Origin of the sequence: Bacillus sp. AFS012607, assembly GCF_002558005.1 — a bacterium.
GTDB lineage: Bacteria > Bacillota > Bacilli > Bacillales > Bacillaceae_G > Bacillus_A > Bacillus_A thuringiensis_S.
In genome coordinates this window covers 150,061-166,008 of the sequence record NZ_NTVM01000009.1, presented here as the reverse complement: position 1 = coordinate 166,008, position 15,948 = coordinate 150,061, and the positions used below count along the sequence as shown (strand labels likewise).

Below are 15,948 nucleotides of genomic sequence, written 5' to 3'. Positions count from 1 at the left end.
GAAAATGAGTACTAAAATGACGCCACCAGTTGAGAAAAACGAGTTTATAGATGTAGTATTTGAAGATTTAACACATGATGGTGCCGGTGTTGCGAAAGTAAAGGGCTATCCTATTTTCGTTAAAAACGGATTACCAGGTGAAGAAGCGCAAATTAAAATTATTAAAGTGAAGAAAAACTTTGCATTTGGTCGTTTAATGAAGCTTCATACAGAAAGTCCATATCGTAAAGATGCTGAATGCCCAGTATATAATCAGTGCGGCGGTTGTCAGCTTCAGCACTTAACTTATGAAGGACAATTACAAGCGAAAGAAAAACAAGTACGTGACGTTATGCAGCGTATCGGAGGACTAGGTGATGTTCCTGTTCATCCTGTACTTGGCATGAAGAACCCGTGGGTATACCGCAATAAAGCACAAGTACCAATCGGAGAACGTGAAGGTGGGCTTGTAGCTGGTTTCTATCGCCAAGGAACGCATGACATCATTAATATGGAATCATGCTTAATTCAGGCAGAAGAAAACGATACATTAATTCAAGAAGTAAAACGTATTTGTGAAAAGCACGGTATCACTGCGTATAACGAAGAGCGTAACAAAGGAACACTTCGTCACGTAATGGCTCGTTACGGACAAGTAACAGGGGAAATTATGCTTGTCTTCATTACGCGTACAGCGGAATTGCCAAACAAAAAAGCAATCGTTGAAGAAATTGCAGCAAAATTCCCAGAAGTAAAATCAATCGTTCAAAACGTAAATACGAAGCGTACAAACGTAATTTTCGGAGATAAAACGACAGTACTGTACGGATCAGAATATATTTATGACTTTATCGGTGACATTAAATTTGCGATTTCAGCACGTTCATTCTATCAAGTAAACCCAGAACAAACGAAAGTGCTATACGATAAAACGTTAGAATACGCAAAATTAAATGGTAACGAAACAGTAATCGATGCCTATTGCGGAATCGGATCAATCTCGTTATTCCTAGCGCAAAAAGCGAAAAAAGTGTACGGCGTTGAAATCGTCCCAGAAGCAATCGAAGACGCAAACCGAAACGCAGCACTAAACAACATGACAAACGCTGAATTTGGCGTAGGAGAAGCAGAAGTAGTCATTCCAAAATGGTACAAAGAAGGCGTAATCGCCGACACAATGGTCGTAGATCCACCGCGTAAAGGCTGTGACGAAGCATTACTAAACACAATCATCGACATGAAGCCAAACCGCGTCGTATACGTATCGTGTAACCCAGCAACATTAGCACGTGACTTAAAAGTACTAGAAGAAGGCGGATATAAAACACAGGAAGTACAGCCTGTTGATATGTTCCCGCATACGACTCATGTGGAGTGTGTGGCTTGGCTTAAGTTAGTATAATAGGAAAGCAGTTGATATAGGAAAATCTATATCATCTGCTTTTTGGTTTACAAAAATACCATTCATAAGCGATTTTAGTTAAAATAAATATTGCTGATTTTCACAAATTATAAATTGAGATTTTGAAATTGTATTCATAGTGAGAGGATTTGAATTTGAAATGATAGATAATTTTTGGCGTGAATTACCACGACCATTTTTCGTACTTGCACCAATGGAAGATGTGACAGACGTTGTTTTCCGTCACGTAGTAAGTGAGGCTGGTCGTCCAGATGTATTCTTTACAGAGTTCACAAACTCAGATAGCTATTGTCATCCAGAAGGTATGAAAAGTGTACGTGGTCGTTTAATTTTTACAGAAGATGAACAGCCAATGGTGGCACATATTTGGGGAGATAATCCTGAATATTTCCGTCAAATGAGTATTGGTATGGCAGAGTTAGGATTTAAAGGCATTGATATTAATATGGGCTGCCCTGTACCGAATGTAGCATCAAGAGGAAAAGGTAGTGGTCTTATTCTACGTCCAGACGTTGCAGCAGAACTTATTCAAGCTGCAAAAGCAGGCGGACTACCTGTCAGCGTAAAAACAAGACTTGGCTTTAAAGAGTTAAGCGAGTGGGAAGATTGGTTAACGCACATTTTCAAACAAGATATTGCGAACCTTTCTATTCATTTACGCACAAGAGAAGAAATGAGCCAAGTAGATGCGCATTGGGAACTAATTCCGGAAATTAAAAAATTACGTGACCGTATCGCACCAAATACGTTAATAACAATCAATGGAGACATCCTTGATCGTAAAATGGGACTGGAACTTGCTGAAAAATACGGCATTGATGGCGTAATGATCGGGCGAGGCATCTTCAAAAATCCATTTGCGTTTGAAAAAGAGCCAAGAGAGCATAGCAGTAAAGAACATCTAGATCTTTTAAGACTACAGCTGGATTTACAAGATCAATATGCAGAAGTACTGCCACGCTCAATCACAGGGCTTCACCGCTTCTTCAAAATTTATGTGAAGGGCTTCCCAGGAGCTGCGGAATTGAGAAATCAATTGATGAGTACGAAATCGACCAATGAGGTGCGTGCTTTGTTGGATAAGTTTGAGGATAGTGTTGGTGTTGCTCAGGATAGTGAGACGGTTTAACTTTTAAGCAGTTAAATCATTTCATATGTAGTGTATGACATGAGTGAGTTGAAAATAAGCGTAGAGCTGGAAAAGAACAGTGTATTTGAGAAATCAAAGCACTGTTTTTTTCTTTTAGTTAATGTTAAGAGAGAAATCTTTTTAAAGGCATATAAAAAACACGTAAGAGCTCTGTAGATACAATGATAGAGAAAAGTTCGGGTAAGACTATAAAACATATCTTTAAAATGTTAAAGTATTAATTTAGCGGACAATAACTAAAAGGTTAGATTTAAACATGATAATTTAAAGCACGTTATAGGATAAACTTTAACTGCTGAATAAATAATCAACATTTCAGGAGGAAACCCAATGGCAATGAGCAACAACGATATATTAAAAAGAGTACGATACGCTTTAGATATAAGAGATATAGATATGGTGGAAATCTTTAAACTCGGCGGGATGGAAGTAACGAAAGAAGACGTAGTTGATATGCTTACAAAAATAAAGAGAGCTCCTCAGCATGAAGCTGAAGATGCGGATGTAATCGAAGATGAGTACGTAAAAACACGCGATATGATGATGTTAGAGGCATTTTTCAATGGATTTATTACTTTAAAAAGAGGAAAGCAAGATCCGAAACCAGGGCAGCCTGCACCTGTACAGAGTAAGGAGAGTGCCAATAACCTTCTTCTAAAGAAAATGAAAATCGCACTATCTTTAACGAGTGAGGATGTACTTGATATATTAGATAGCGTAGGCGTTACGGTAACAAAAGGAGAGTTAGGCGCTCTATTAAGAAAAAAAGGTCATAAAAATTACAAAGAGTGCGGCGATAGATACGCAAGGAATTTCATTAAGGGATTAGGTGTAAAGTATAGAGGATAATGAGTTCGTTAAAGCAGTAAATGATATAATAGGTAGAGTAGGACGTTTGTATCCTACTCTTTTTTATTTGTAAAATAATACGCTAGGTGATGAAATGGTACATACATATTTAGGTGAGACAATTAATTTTCATATAACTTATAAGAAGAAAAAGTCCGTGCGTCTTTTTGTAGATTCGTATGGAAATGTGGAAGTGCAGGCTCCGAAAGGGACACCTGTTGAATACTTAGTCCAGTTGCTAGAGGAGAAGTGGGATTGGATTCAGACAACTCGTAAGGAAATGGCGGAGCGAGCGCATGGACCACAGGAAAAGGATTATGATCAAGGAGAGGGCTTTTTGTATTTAGGGAATACGTATCCGATACAGATTTCCCAAGATGCAAGCATTGAGCAAGACAATGCGATTTTTGAAGGGGATAAGTTACATATTTATGTAAAAGAGCTAAAGGATGAGAAAATACAGCAAGCTTTAAAACGATTTTACTATAAGCAGTGTAAATCTTTAGTAGAGAAGAGTATTAAAGCGCATCAAAGTAATTTCAAAACAAAACCACGTTCTATTCGTATTACAGATAGTAGTCGTACTTGGGGTACTTGCGATTCGAATTTACAACTAACATTCAATTGGAAGCTAGCAATGGCACCACAGCGAGTAATTGACTATGTAGTCGTTCATGAAATGTGTCATATGGTTCATTTAAATCATGATCGCTCTTTTTGGCGTCTTGTCGGGAAGATAATGCCTGATTATAAGGAAATGGAGAACTGGTTAGCTTTATCTAGTTGGAAGATGACGGTTTAGGAAGGGATATCAATTTTTGTCGGTAAATCGATATTTCTTGTCGAATCGTTGATATATTGTAAGTTTTGATAGATATATTTTAAAAATCGTTGATATATTGTGAGTTTTGATAGATATATTCGAAAAATCGTTGATATAATTTCATTTACTACAGGATTGTTCAACAAATCGAAAAGAGGAGATGCCACAAGGGACATCTCCTCTTTTCGAGTATATAGATTATCGTCCAAACTTCACAACAAATTCTTCATCAACTTTCTCCATCTCATACCCACGATACCCCTCCGAAAGCAAAGCCTGCTGTCCACTAGCATCACTCATTAGAATACTTTGAACATCCGTCCAATCTCTTTCATTATCTCCGCGCAATTTCTTCACAAAAACATACCGCAGACTATCACCATATTTTTCCTTCAACACAGCAATCTCCATCCCTTGCGCAAATTTATCCTTCAAACTCGGGATGTTAAAAGGAGCAACGGTGCAGCATACATAATCATATTTGCTATCTTCTTTTTGCAATTCGTCCATGATGACGTTTGCTAATATTTTTTGCATACCATTTCCTCGGCAGTTCGGATGAACGTTTGAGATTTCTTGATAGATGACGCGGTGTAGTTCACTTTCTGGCAAACCAATATCAAGCCCTAAATGTTCATCATCGATAGGCGGGACGAGTAGAGCGCGAAATGCGATGAGTTCGTTTTCGATAAAAGCACCGATCATCATGCCGTTTCCTTTTAGAATGTATTGAAATTCTTCTTGTGAGAGTGGTTGTAAACGACTTTTATCTTCTAGTGCTTCAACTACAATGTTTTGTAGTGATAAAATTTGTTCGATGTGCTCTAGTGATAGTAATGTAACGTGAAATGATTCGTTATTTTGTTTTAATGTTCCTTCGTATAGAACCGTCATATGATAGTCCTCCTTTAGCGTACAACGTCTTGAAAGACGGTTAGTTCTTGTAGTGTATCTTCGTTTATTTCAATGCCGAGTCCCGGCTTTTCGTTTAAGCGAATGAATGGTACATCGTAATGTAAGTTTCCAATGTCTTTCGTGAATTTTAATGGTCCTGTTAGCTCTACGCTCGTAATGATTTTCTTTGAGAAAGCGACATGGAATCCTGCGGAAGAGGCAACAGAGGATTCGACCATTGATCCCACTTGGCATTCAATGCCGGCCATTTCAGCTTGATGAGCGAGCTTTACAGCTGGATATATGCCGCCGCATTTCATTAGTTTTATATTCACTTTATCGGCAGCTTCTAATTTAATAATTTGGCGCATTTCACGAGAACTTTTTAGTCCTTCATCAATCATAAGCGGGAGATCTGTTTTAGAACGAATATGAGCCATGGCATCAATATCGTCCGCGATAACAGGTTGTTCAATCCAGTCAATGTTTAAATGTCCTAATGAACGCAGTGCTGTTAATGTGTTCGCGCTATTTTTCCAGCCTTGGTTTACATCAATGCGAATAGCGATGTCATTTCCTACACGTTCTCGTACAGTTTCAATACGTTTCACATCTTCTTTTACATTCGTACCAACTTTCATTTTGAAAGATTGGTAACCTTTTTGAATCATAGAAGCAGCTTCTTCAGCCATATCTTCAGGATCGGCAATACTTAAAACGTGAGTGACAGGGAATTCTTCATGATAGCGCCCACCAATTAATTGATATACAGGTTGATTTAGTTTTTTGCCCATTATATCAAAACAAGCAATATCAATTGCGGCTTTCGCTGTTGGAACACCGTAAATTGTATTGTCCATCATGTCGTGTATTTTTTCGATATTCATTGGATTTTTCCCGATTAGAGCAGGGGTTAGCGTATGTTTTAAAGTATGGAAAGTACTTTCCCATGATTCACCTGTGACGTGATCATCAGCAACGCCTTCACCGTAACCGATAATACCTTCATCTGTTTCCATTTTGACGATAATAGAGGGCATATCAGAATAAGAGCCATAACTAATAACAAACGGACTGCGAAGCGGTAAACGAATTGCGTAAAGATGAATAGCTGTAATTTTCATTGAATAGAAACTCCTTCCTGTTTTACAATAGTTTTATACATTTGATATAGTTGACGTTAAATAGTCGTTAATTAATGATAAGGAGTTAGAGAAAATGATGATAAAAATTGCAGTTGTCGGTTCAAAGGAGTTTATGGATAACCTTTTTCCTATTGCTCAAAAATTAGAAGGAATAGAAATTGATTCCTATATTTACCTTCATCCGGCAGAATCTTCTGAACTATTAAAGTGTCTAAAGCCTTGTGATGTCATCTTTTTCTCAGGTGCTTTACCTTATTATATGGCAAAAGAAGTAAGAGAACAATTACGAATTCCAAGTACATACTTACAGCAAGACGAGACAACTGTCGCATCTTCCATTCTTTCTATCATGTATCATCAAAGTATTCAACCACATAACATTTCCATCGATTTAGTAGACCGCTCGTTTATTACAAATGTGTTCCATGATATCGGTATAAAAGAAAGTCCGCAAGTGTTGGATTATGAAAATATGCTGTGGAGTAAAGATGAAATAAATAGAGTTATCGATTTTCATGTAGCTAAATATCAATCTGGAGAAGCTCATTTAGCTTTAACTAGTATTCACGCTGTTTACGACGAGCTTCAAAAAATGGGTGTTCCTTCAGAGCGTATGATTGATCCAGCACAATCCATTATACATGGGCTAAAAGATGCAAAAATAAAAGCTGAGTTAGCAAAAAGCTATTCAGCTACTGTTGGTACTTGTATTATTTCGTCCTTAGAATTACGAACGAGTTTGCTTGAAAAACTAGATGTCATTTCAAAAGAACTACGTGGTTCATTTAAACAAGTGGATGAAATGACATGCATTTTGTATACAACTCGTGGTGATATCGAATCAATTATTAAAACAAATGCGATAGATAACTTGTTTGCGAGTGTAGAAGGAACGATAGCTATTGGATTTGGTTATGGAAAAACCGTGAAAGAAGCGGAGCAAAATGCAAAAATTGCTCAAAGTTTTGCAAAGAATAATCCAATAGATCGTTGTTTTTATATACTAACAAGTGATAAAGATTTGTTTGGTCCATTCCCGAAAGAACAGAGAGTACAAAGTTTGAAAAATGATAATCCGGAACTAATGAAAATAGCGAAGGAAACGAAGCTTAGTCCGGCCAACTTGTCAAAAATTATTCAATTTAGTCAATCGCATCCGTCATTGAAATTTACAGCAGCTGACCTTTCTGAGTACTTACAAGTGACTCGAAGATCGACAGAAAGGTTGTTAAAGAAATTAGTTGATTACGGGTATGCTCATATTTGCGGCGAGGAAATGCCCTATCAACAAGGGCGACCTCGCGCACTATATGAACTGAATTTACCGCTATTTTTAAGCTTCTAGTTGAGCTTTTTGTTTCTTTAGCAGTTCTGCTTTTTCAATGTCTGATAGTTTTACAATTGTGAAACCTGTTATACCATAAATGATTGAGATAATAGGTACGATGAAATTCAAAATAGCATAAGGAGCATATTCAAATGCACCTACGCCAAGTGTAGCGAGAATAAATACACCGCACGTATTCCAAGGAACGAAGACAGAAGTTAATGTTCCGCCATCTTCTAATGCTCTGGATAAGTTTTTTGAATGTAGTCCTTTTTCTGTGTATGCATTTGCGTACATTCTTGAAGGGACAACAATTGAAATATATTGTTCAGAGCAAGTAAGGTTTGTTGCAAAACAAGATGCGATAGTAGAAGCGATAAGCCCTTTTGCTGATTTCGCTAACTTTAAAATTTGATTTACAATTGAGCGAAGAATACCTGTATGTTCTAATACTCCTCCGAAAGTCATAGCGACAATTGTCATAGAGACTGTATTCATCATCGAATCTAAGCCACCGCGGTTAAATAGTTCGTCTACTAGCTTGTTTCCAGTGTCTATAACAAATCCAGCTTGGAGTGCACCGACAGATGCTGAGACAGAACCACCTTGAATAAAGACTTGTGATAAGAATCCTAAAATAATACCGACGAGAATGGCTGGTATGGCAGGAACCTTTTTAGCGACCAATACCATAACGGCTACGGGTATAATGAGTAGGAAAGGTGAGATAACAAAGTTTTGTTGCAATACTTGTAACGTTTGATCGATGCTCTTCGCATCAATATTGTTAGCGCCGAAGCTTCTTCCTAAGACCGCGTATACGATAAGAGTAATAATTAAACCGGGAACTGTAGTAAATAACATATGACGAATGTGTGCGAATAAATCTGTATTTGTTAATCCTGCGGCTAAGTTAGTTGTATCTGAAAGCGGTGACATTTTATCGCCAAAATAAGAGCCTGAAATAATGGCACCAGCAACCATTGGAGCTGGAATTCCCATACTTAGGCCAATTCCCATTCCAGCAACACCAATTGTACCCATTGTAGACCAAGAGCTACCAATCGCTAATGCAACGATAGAACAAATGACAGTAATGGAAACTAAAAATAGTGATGGAGTTAAAAGTTTTAAACCGTAATAAATCATCGTTGCGACAATTCCACCGCCAATCCAAGCACCAATTGTTAAGCCAACAAGAATAATAATGACGATAGCGGGTAATGCAAGACGAATCCCTTTATACATTGCTTCTTCAAGATCATTCCATTTGTAACCGTAACGCCAAGCGACAATAGAAGCAACGGTTGTACCGATAATAAGTGGAACGTGAGGGCTTTGTTTTAATACAACAATTGTAACCATCATAACTGCAACGGTAATGATAATAGGGATAATCGCTATTCCAAAAGGTATTTCTTTTTTCATAAAGTTCCTCCTTGTTACGTATGTTTGTTTGTATTTTTAGAATTGTCGTAAAATAGACGTTTATTAGGTTATGATAACTAAAAGTTTATGTAAGCGTCAACATAAAAACAGAAAATAAGGAATGTTCTATCGTTATGAAGTGAGTTGTCGATCGTATTTAAAAATAAACAATTGACTTTTTTCTTAAAATTCAATATGTTCATAAAAACATCTGTTTTTCATAAGTATAATTAACCTGATGGTTTATAATTTGGGAAGGAGACTGGAACGTTGAAAACATTAGAACTACAAGAGCGCTTAACGGAGATTTTTCAGCATTTACACGAAAACCCTGAAGTAAGTTGGAAAGAATATGAAACGACAGCGTATATTACTGACTTTTTAAAAGAAGAAGGAATTTCATATAGAACATTTGATGATTGTCCAGGTGTAATTGCTGAGATTGGAGGCGGGAATCCAGTTATTGCGATTCGTGCTGATATGGATGCACTTTGGCAAGAAGTAGATGGAGAATTTAAAGCGAACCATTCATGTGGTCATGATGCTCATATGACCATTGTAATGGGAGTTATTTTACAATTGAAAAATATGAGATGGAAAAGTGGTACGGTTAGGTTTATTTTTCAGCCGGCAGAAGAGAAGGGTAATGGTGCTTTGAAGATGGTGGAGAAAGGTGCTGTAGATGATGCTGATTTCTTATTTGGTGTCCATCTAAGACCGATTGAAGAACTATCTTTGAAACAAGGAGCCTCATCTATTCGCCATGGAGCAGCTGGATTTTTAGAGGGGATGATTCATGGGGAGGATGCACACGGGGCGAGACCACACCAAGGTGTGAATGCAATTGATGTCATTTCCATGATTAATATCGGTTTGAAAAATATTTGGTTGCCACCGCAAAGTTCCTATTCAGTAAAAATGACGAGATGCCAAGCTGGTGGCGATAATTTAAATATCATTCCGGGAAATGGTCATTTCAGTTTAGATGTAAGAGCAGAGAGTAATATACTATTAGAAGAATTAAAGGAAAAGATTGAGCATGTAATAGAATCAGCTGCATCGATGGGGTCGAAAACTTCATATGAATGGATGGATCTTGCACCAGGAGCAGAGGTTTCCGAAGAAGCAGAGCGCTTTATGCGTAAAGGTATTATCGAAGTGTATGGGGAAGAGAGATGTACGGGATCTCTCTATACGACAGGAAGCGATGATTTCCATTATTACACAGTGAAAAGACCACATTTAAAAGCTGTCATGCTTGGACTAGGAGCAGACCTACAACCTGGATTACACCATCCGTATATGAGGTTTGATCATAGTTGTATTATGGATGGAGTAGAAATATTGAAACAAACTGTATTGAAAGTGTTAGAAGACAGGGGCTAGAGAGCTCCTGTTTTTTTGTCGTGGATTGTCGGTAAATCGATATATTTGAAAAATCGTTGATATATTTGAAGTTACGATAGATATATTAAGAAAATCGTTAATATAATTTCACGTACCTATTAATTTGATTAAAAATGAATCTCCAGTACATGGTGTATAATAATAAGTACCATTTTTTAATAGGAGAAAACGAATGAACGAACAATATTACGATGCAGTTTTACATATAAAAACAGTCGGTGAGCAAAAGGGGTTTAACAAGTCTATGCATTATCACCGCTATGAACCGACGCCCTATAGCGGATTAGATGAGTTACTGAATCAATATGAAATACGAAGTAGCGACCGAATTGTAGACTTTGGGTGCGGAAAAGGAAGATTAAACTTTTATATGCATCATAAATGTGGTGCATCAGCAGTTGGAATTGAAATGAATGAAGAGTTTTATAAAGAAGCGATGGATAATCGAGATCGTTATGCAAGAAAGGTAAGAAACGGTAAAGATAAAATTGATTTTGAATGTTGTTTAGCGCAGGAATATGAAATTGATCCGCGTGATAACCGGTTTTATTTCTTTAATCCATTTTCTGTACAAGTGTTTATGAATGTAGTAAATAACATTTTGCTTTCGGTAGAAGAGGCGGAGAGAGAAGTCGATATTATTTTATACTATCCTTCTGAAGATTATATTTTCTTCTTGGAGAATCAGACAGCGTTTGAGTTGAAGCGGGAAGTAAGGTTGCCAGGGGCTTATGAGAAGAATGGGAATGAGAGGTTTTTAGTTTATAGATTGGAGTGCTAATGTATGGGGGCTTGGGGAGTAGCGATATTATCAGATGATATTGCTAAAGATATTCAGTTAATTTATAAGGACTTATTAGGAAATGAATATTCAAATGAAGAAGCAAGTAGGGTTGTAATTGATGAATACCAGACTGAACTAGATGATGAAGAGATACTTGTTTTTTGGTTAGCATTTGCTTATATACAATGGAAGTTAGGAAGGCTTCAAGACAATGTTAAACATGAGGCATTGCAAATAATAGAGAGCGGCGCAGATTTAGCACGCTGGGAAGAAGAACATACATTACAGAGAAAACGTGAAGTAGTGTTAAATAAACTTAGAGAACAGTTACATTCTCCGCAGCCACAAGCTAAAAAAATACCGAAGAGATTTATAGCAAATACTTCTTTAAAAGCAGGTGATGCTGTTAGTTATGAATTAGTGTCGGGGAAGTATATTATTCTGAAAGTCATCGAGATTATTGAAGAATGGTATGGGGATCGATATCCTCTATTTGAAATATGTGATTGGGAAGGGAAAGAGATTCCTTCAAAAGAACAAATTGACCAATTAGACTTAAAGAAAAGAATTTATGAAGATGGAAAGCAGGAAATAATTAAGCTTGCTATTTATCCTTCAGGAAAAAGAGATAACCCAGAAAAAAGAATACAAGTAGTAGCAGAAGATGTAAATGTAGTATTAGATATAGAACCACCATATGATTTAATATGCTGGAAGGAATTTGACGAACATTTGGATACAATGTAATAAAAAAGACGCGCTACCTATTGGTAGCGCGTCTTTTTTATTAGTTACGAATTAAGTAATCAAATGCACCTAAAGCTGCGTTTGCACCTGAACCCATAGAGATGATGATTTGTTTGTACGGATTATTTGTACAGTCACCTGCAGCAAACACTCCTGGTACGTTTGTAGCGCCGTGCTTGTCTGTTACGATTTCACCGCGAGCGCGTTCAACTGTTTCGCCTAACCAGTCTGTGTTTGGCACAAGACCGATTTGTACGAATACACCTTGTAATTCAACGTGATGAACTTCTTCAGTTTCACGATCGATGTAAGAAATACCGTTTACTTTATCAGTACCAGTAATTTCTTTCGTTTGAACGTTTTTCAGAACAGTTACGTTTGGTAAGCTGTTAAGACGCTCTTGTAATACAGCATCAGCTTTTAATTCTGGCATGAATTCAAGAACAGTTACGTGCTTAACAATACCTGCTAAGTCGATAGCTGCTTCAATACCAGAGTTACCTCCGCCGATAACTGCTACGTCTTTTCCAGTGAATAATGGACCGTCACAGTGTGGGCAGTATGCTACACCTTTATTTTTGAACTCAGCTTCACCCGGTACGCCAACGTTACGCCAGCGAGCACCTGTTGAAACGATTACGCTCTTACTTTTCAGAATAGCGCCGTTTTCAAGTTCCACTTCAATAAGTTCTTTTTTCTCTAAACGTTTCGCACGTTGTAGATTCATTACATCGATATCGTATTCTTTTACGTGCTCTTCAAGACTTGCTACTAGCTTAGGACCTTCAGTCTTTTTTACGCTGATGAAGTTCTCAATGCCCATAGTATCCATTACTTGACCACCGAAGCGCTCAGCAACGATACCAGTGCGGATGCCTTTACGTGCTGCGTAAATTGCTGCACTTGCACCAGCAGGGCCGCCACCAACAACAAGAACATCGTATGGATCTTTATCAGAAAGCTCTGATGCATCTGGACCGTTACCCATTTTAGCTAAAATTTCTTCAAGTGTCATACGACCGCTTCCGAAAGATTCGCCGTTTAGGTAAACAGTTGGTACTGCCATGATGTCTTTGCTTTCTACTTCCTCTTTGAATGCAGCGCCATCAATCATAGTATGTGTAATACTAGAGTTAAGAACGCTCATTACGTTAAGAGCTTGTACAACATCAGGACAGTTATGACAACTTAGGCTGATATAAGATTCAAAATGATATTCGCCTTGAATGTTTTTAATTTGATCGATTAATTTTTGTTCAACTTTTGGAGCGCGTCCACTTACTTGTAGTAAAGCTAACACTAATGATGTAAATTCGTGTCCTAATGGAATACCAGCGAATACGACACCAGTGTCTTCACCAGGGCGGTTTACGCTAAAGCTTGGTGTTCTCTCTAATTCAACTTTTTCTACTGTAATCTTAGATGACATAGTAGCTAATTCGTCTACTAGAGCTAACATATCTTTAGATACGTTATCGTCTCCTGCGCTTACTTTAAGTAAAATATCGTTCTCCATTAACTGAAGGTATTGGGATAGTTGTGTTTTTATATCTGCATCTAGTATCATTTTGATCGAACTCCTTAGATTTTGCCTACAAGGTCAAGGCTTGGTTTAAGTGTTGCAGAACCCTCTTGCCATTTAGCTGGGCAAACTTCACCTGGGTTGTTACGTACGTATTGAGCAGCTTTAATTTTGTTAACAAGAATGCTTGCGTCACGGCCGATACCGTCAGCATTGATTTCCATAGATTGGATAACGCCGTCTGGATCGATGATGAATGTACCACGAGCAGCAAGACCTTCTTCTTCCATTAAAACGTTGAAGTTTGTAGTGATTGTTCGAGTTGGGTCACCGATCATGATGTACTCGATTTTGCCGATAGTTTCTGAGCTATCATGCCATGCTTTGTGAGTGAAGTGAGTGTCTGTAGATACAGAGTATACTTCAACGCCTAAGTCTTTTAGAGTTGCATATTGGTTTTGTAAGTCTTCAAGTTCAGTTGGGCAAACGAATGTGAAGTCAGCTGGGTAGAAACAAACTACACTCCATTTTCCTTTTAAACTTTCGTCAGTAACTTGGATAAATTCTCCATTATGGTAAGCATTAGCTTTAAACGGTTTTACTTCTGTGCCGATTAATAACATGTTAAAATTCCTCCTAAATGTTGGTTTGAGCATCAAAAAATAGTGTGCTCATAAAATATATTTTTTAATTAACTATAATAATTCTAATTCGATATTAATTATCATATAGAATTGGTTATTTTGTCAAGCGAATAAACCAACTTTATTCCAATTTAATTAATATTTATTCTCAATTAAGGCTATCAGGGAATAGAAAGGTAATTTTAAGTCTATAAATTTTAGATGAGTGTTTGAAAAGTTTAGTGTGTATGTTAGAGATAGTGTGTATGTTAGAGATAGTGTGTAAGTTTAATTTTTTAGGAAGGAAATATTTCTTAGAAGTTGTGGTTTTGAAAAGGAACTGCTTACTTCTATTTTACAAAGAATTTTGTGATAAATAAAATAAAATGAATCGGAAATTTTTTGAACAATTTTTGTCATCTCAAATATATAATTAGGAAGTATATTAAGATGATAGTTAGAAACATTGACTCAAAGTGCTAACAAGATATAATAAAACCTAGATATATCTTTCAAAAAGAAGAATACATATTTATAGGATGAAAAAATTCAACCTATTATTTTTTATAGCTTTTAGAAAACGCTTACAATTAGTGTGGAGGGGAAACCATGTCTAAGTTCACGAAGTATTTTTTAATGGAAGCTAAAGATGTGATTGCATATGTGAAAGAGAAATTGTCTAAGTTTGAACATGCAAAGGAGTTACAGTGTAAAGAAATAGGTGATGGCAATTTAAATTATGTGTTCCGCGTTTGGGATGAAAAAGAGAACATGTCAGTCATCGTAAAGCAAGCTGGGGATACAGCTCGCATTTCAGATGAGTTTAAGTTGTCGACAAACCGTATTCGTATAGAATCAGATGTTTTGCAGTTAGAGGATGAGTTAGCACCCGGACTTGTTCCTAAGGTGTATTTATTTGATAGTGTGATGAATTGTTGCGTAATGGAAGATTTATCGGATCACACAATATTACGTACAGCACTTATAAATCATCAAATATTTCCGAGGCTTGCGGATGATTTAACTACTTTTATGGTAAATACACTTTTATTAACATCGGATGTTGTAATGAATCATAAAGAGAAGAAGGAACTTGTGAAGAATTATATAAATCCTGAATTATGTGAGATTACAGAGGACCTCGTATATTCAGAACCATTTACCAATCATAATAAGCGTAATGAGTTATTTCCGTTAAATGAGGGATGGATTAGGGAACATATTTATAGTGATAAAGAGCTTCGTATGGAAGTAGCGAAACGTAAATTTTCTTTTATGACGAATGCACAGGCATTACTTCATGGTGATTTACATACTGGTTCTGTTTTTGTAAGAGATGATTCTACAAAGGTTATTGATCCTGAGTTTGCTTTTTATGGACCTATGGGATATGACGTTGGGAATGTAATGGCGAATTTAATGTTTGCTTGGGTGAATGCAGATGCAACGATACCACCTGGAGCGGAGAAAGATACGTATATGGATTGGTTACAAACTACGATGGTACAGGTAATTGATTTATTTAAGAAGAAGTTTTTAGATGCTTGGGATATTCATGTGACCGAGATTATGGCGAAGGAAGAAGGCTTTAGCGAAGTATATTTACAATCTGTATTAGAGGATACGGCTGCAGTGACAGGTCTGGAATTAATTCGCCGTATTGTTGGATTAGCGAAAGTAAAAGATATTACTTGTATTGAGAATGAGGAAGCACGTGCTAGAGCGGAGCGAATTTGTCTTCAAGTAGCGAAGAGTTTTATTTTACGAGCGAATCAATATAGAACGGGTGCACGTTTTGTAGAAACGTTAAAAGAACAGTCAATGCACTACGCGAAGTAAGGGGAGAA

At 37.0% G+C, this 15,948-nt stretch carries 14 protein-coding genes; 9 read left to right on the top strand and 5 right to left on the bottom strand.

The annotated features are described in order from the left end of the window. The first annotated feature begins 4 nt into the window (after positions 1–4). The 4 genes from rlmD to CN409_RS10005 all read left to right on the top strand — a co-directional run bounded on the left by rlmD (position 5) and on the right by CN409_RS10005 (position 4,203). On the top strand, positions 5–1,381 hold the full coding sequence (gene rlmD, locus CN409_RS10020; RefSeq protein ID WP_000105037.1) for a 23S rRNA (uracil(1939)-C(5))-methyltransferase RlmD: 1,377 nt from the start codon (positions 5–7) through the stop codon (positions 1,379–1,381). A 160-nt stretch (positions 1,382–1,541) separates the two neighbouring features. Further along, positions 1,542–2,531 carry a tRNA dihydrouridine synthase gene (locus tag CN409_RS10015; protein ID WP_000566714.1) on the top strand — a complete coding sequence of 330 codons (990 nt, stop codon included), beginning with the start codon at positions 1,542–1,544 and terminating at the stop codon, positions 2,529–2,531. A gap of 351 nt (positions 2,532–2,882) precedes the next feature. After that, positions 2,883–3,401, top strand: a complete 519-nt coding sequence (locus CN409_RS10010; protein WP_097980825.1) for a YehS family protein — start codon at positions 2,883–2,885, stop codon at positions 3,399–3,401. 94 nt (positions 3,402–3,495) lie between these two features. Further along, a complete protein-coding gene (locus tag CN409_RS10005; protein WP_000233754.1) occupies positions 3,496–4,203 on the top strand; it encodes a M48 family metallopeptidase in 708 nt (235 codons plus the stop codon). Between the two features lie 219 nt (positions 4,204–4,422). Here the strand turns inward: CN409_RS10005 and CN409_RS09995 are convergent, their stop codons facing one another. Together CN409_RS09995 and CN409_RS09990 are read right to left on the bottom strand one after the other, a co-directional pair. After that, positions 4,423–5,118: an N-acetyltransferase gene (locus tag CN409_RS09995; protein ID WP_086389659.1), complete on the bottom strand. Its 696-nt coding sequence runs from the start codon at positions 5,116–5,118 to the stop codon at positions 4,423–4,425. Between the two features lie 14 nt (positions 5,119–5,132). Next, on the bottom strand, positions 5,133–6,242 hold the full coding sequence (locus CN409_RS09990; protein WP_097980824.1) for a mandelate racemase/muconate lactonizing enzyme family protein: 1,110 nt from the start codon (positions 6,240–6,242) through the stop codon (positions 5,133–5,135). 94 nt (positions 6,243–6,336) lie between these two features. Here CN409_RS09990 and CN409_RS09985 point away from each other — a divergent pair, with 94 nt between their 5' ends. After that, positions 6,337–7,608 (top strand): transcriptional regulator, encoded by a 1,272-nt coding sequence (locus CN409_RS09985; protein WP_097980823.1) that lies wholly within the window; start codon positions 6,337–6,339, stop codon positions 7,606–7,608. On the opposite strand, the gene nhaC is transcribed toward CN409_RS09985, so the two are convergent. Beyond that, a complete protein-coding gene (nhaC, locus tag CN409_RS09980; protein WP_000711513.1) occupies positions 7,597–9,018 on the bottom strand; it encodes a Na+/H+ antiporter NhaC in 1,422 nt (473 codons plus the stop codon). The genes CN409_RS09985 and nhaC overlap by 12 nt on opposite strands. Positions 9,019–9,288: 270 nt before the next feature. Between nhaC and CN409_RS09975 the strand changes: the two genes are divergently transcribed. The 3 genes from CN409_RS09975 to CN409_RS09965 all read left to right on the top strand — a co-directional run bounded on the left by CN409_RS09975 (position 9,289) and on the right by CN409_RS09965 (position 11,956). Further along, positions 9,289–10,404 carry a M20 peptidase aminoacylase family protein gene (locus CN409_RS09975; protein WP_097980822.1) on the top strand — a complete coding sequence of 372 codons (1,116 nt, stop codon included), beginning with the start codon at positions 9,289–9,291 and terminating at the stop codon, positions 10,402–10,404. Positions 10,405–10,597: 193 nt separating this feature from the next. Then, positions 10,598–11,206, top strand: coding sequence for an SAM-dependent methyltransferase (locus tag CN409_RS09970; RefSeq protein WP_097980821.1), 609 nt, complete (start codon positions 10,598–10,600; stop codon positions 11,204–11,206). 3 nt (positions 11,207–11,209) lie between these two features. Further along, positions 11,210–11,956, top strand: a complete 747-nt coding sequence (locus CN409_RS09965) for a hypothetical protein (RefSeq protein ID WP_097980820.1) — start codon at positions 11,210–11,212, stop codon at positions 11,954–11,956. Between the two features lie 40 nt (positions 11,957–11,996). Here the strand turns inward: CN409_RS09965 and ahpF are convergent, their stop codons facing one another. Then, complete coding sequence (gene ahpF / locus CN409_RS09960; protein WP_000599506.1) at positions 11,997–13,523, bottom strand: alkyl hydroperoxide reductase subunit F; 1,527 nt, start codon at positions 13,521–13,523, stop codon at positions 11,997–11,999. Between the two features lie 14 nt (positions 13,524–13,537). Beyond that, entirely contained in the window at positions 13,538–14,101 is a 564-nt protein-coding gene (ahpC, locus tag CN409_RS09955; RefSeq protein ID WP_000924420.1) for an alkyl hydroperoxide reductase subunit C, read from the bottom strand. Positions 14,102–14,710: 609 nt separating this feature from the next. Between ahpC and mtnK the strand changes: the two genes are divergently transcribed. After that, positions 14,711–15,940, top strand: a complete 1,230-nt coding sequence (gene mtnK, locus CN409_RS09950; protein WP_097980819.1) for an S-methyl-5-thioribose kinase — start codon at positions 14,711–14,713, stop codon at positions 15,938–15,940. The last annotated feature ends 8 nt before the right edge of the window (positions 15,941–15,948 follow it).

Excerpts from the sequence above, each read along its gene's own strand:
- ahpC (WP_000924420.1), bottom strand. The coding sequence starts at position 14,101 with ATGTTATTAATCGGCACAGAAGTAAAACCGTTTAAAGCTAATGCTTAC.
- CN409_RS10010 (WP_097980825.1), top strand. The coding sequence starts at position 2,883 with ATGGCAATGAGCAACAACGATATATTAAAAAGAGTACGATACGCTTTA.
- ahpF (WP_000599506.1), bottom strand. The coding sequence starts at position 13,523 with ATGATACTAGATGCAGATATAAAAACACAACTATCCCAATACCTTCAG.
- CN409_RS10015 (WP_000566714.1), top strand. The coding sequence starts at position 1,542 with ATGATAGATAATTTTTGGCGTGAATTACCACGACCATTTTTCGTACTT.
- CN409_RS09985 (WP_097980823.1), top strand. The coding sequence starts at position 6,337 with ATGATGATAAAAATTGCAGTTGTCGGTTCAAAGGAGTTTATGGATAAC.
- CN409_RS09990 (WP_097980824.1), bottom strand. The coding sequence starts at position 6,242 with ATGAAAATTACAGCTATTCATCTTTACGCAATTCGTTTACCGCTTCGC.
- CN409_RS09970 (WP_097980821.1), top strand. The coding sequence starts at position 10,598 with ATGAACGAACAATATTACGATGCAGTTTTACATATAAAAACAGTCGGT.
- rlmD (WP_000105037.1), top strand. The coding sequence starts at position 5 with ATGAGTACTAAAATGACGCCACCAGTTGAGAAAAACGAGTTTATAGAT.
- CN409_RS10005 (WP_000233754.1), top strand. The coding sequence starts at position 3,496 with ATGGTACATACATATTTAGGTGAGACAATTAATTTTCATATAACTTAT.
- CN409_RS09965 (WP_097980820.1), top strand. The coding sequence starts at position 11,210 with ATGGGGGCTTGGGGAGTAGCGATATTATCAGATGATATTGCTAAAGAT.
- nhaC (WP_000711513.1), bottom strand. The coding sequence starts at position 9,018 with ATGAAAAAAGAAATACCTTTTGGAATAGCGATTATCCCTATTATCATT.
- CN409_RS09995 (WP_086389659.1), bottom strand. The coding sequence starts at position 5,118 with ATGACGGTTCTATACGAAGGAACATTAAAACAAAATAACGAATCATTT.
- mtnK (WP_097980819.1), top strand. The coding sequence starts at position 14,711 with ATGTCTAAGTTCACGAAGTATTTTTTAATGGAAGCTAAAGATGTGATT.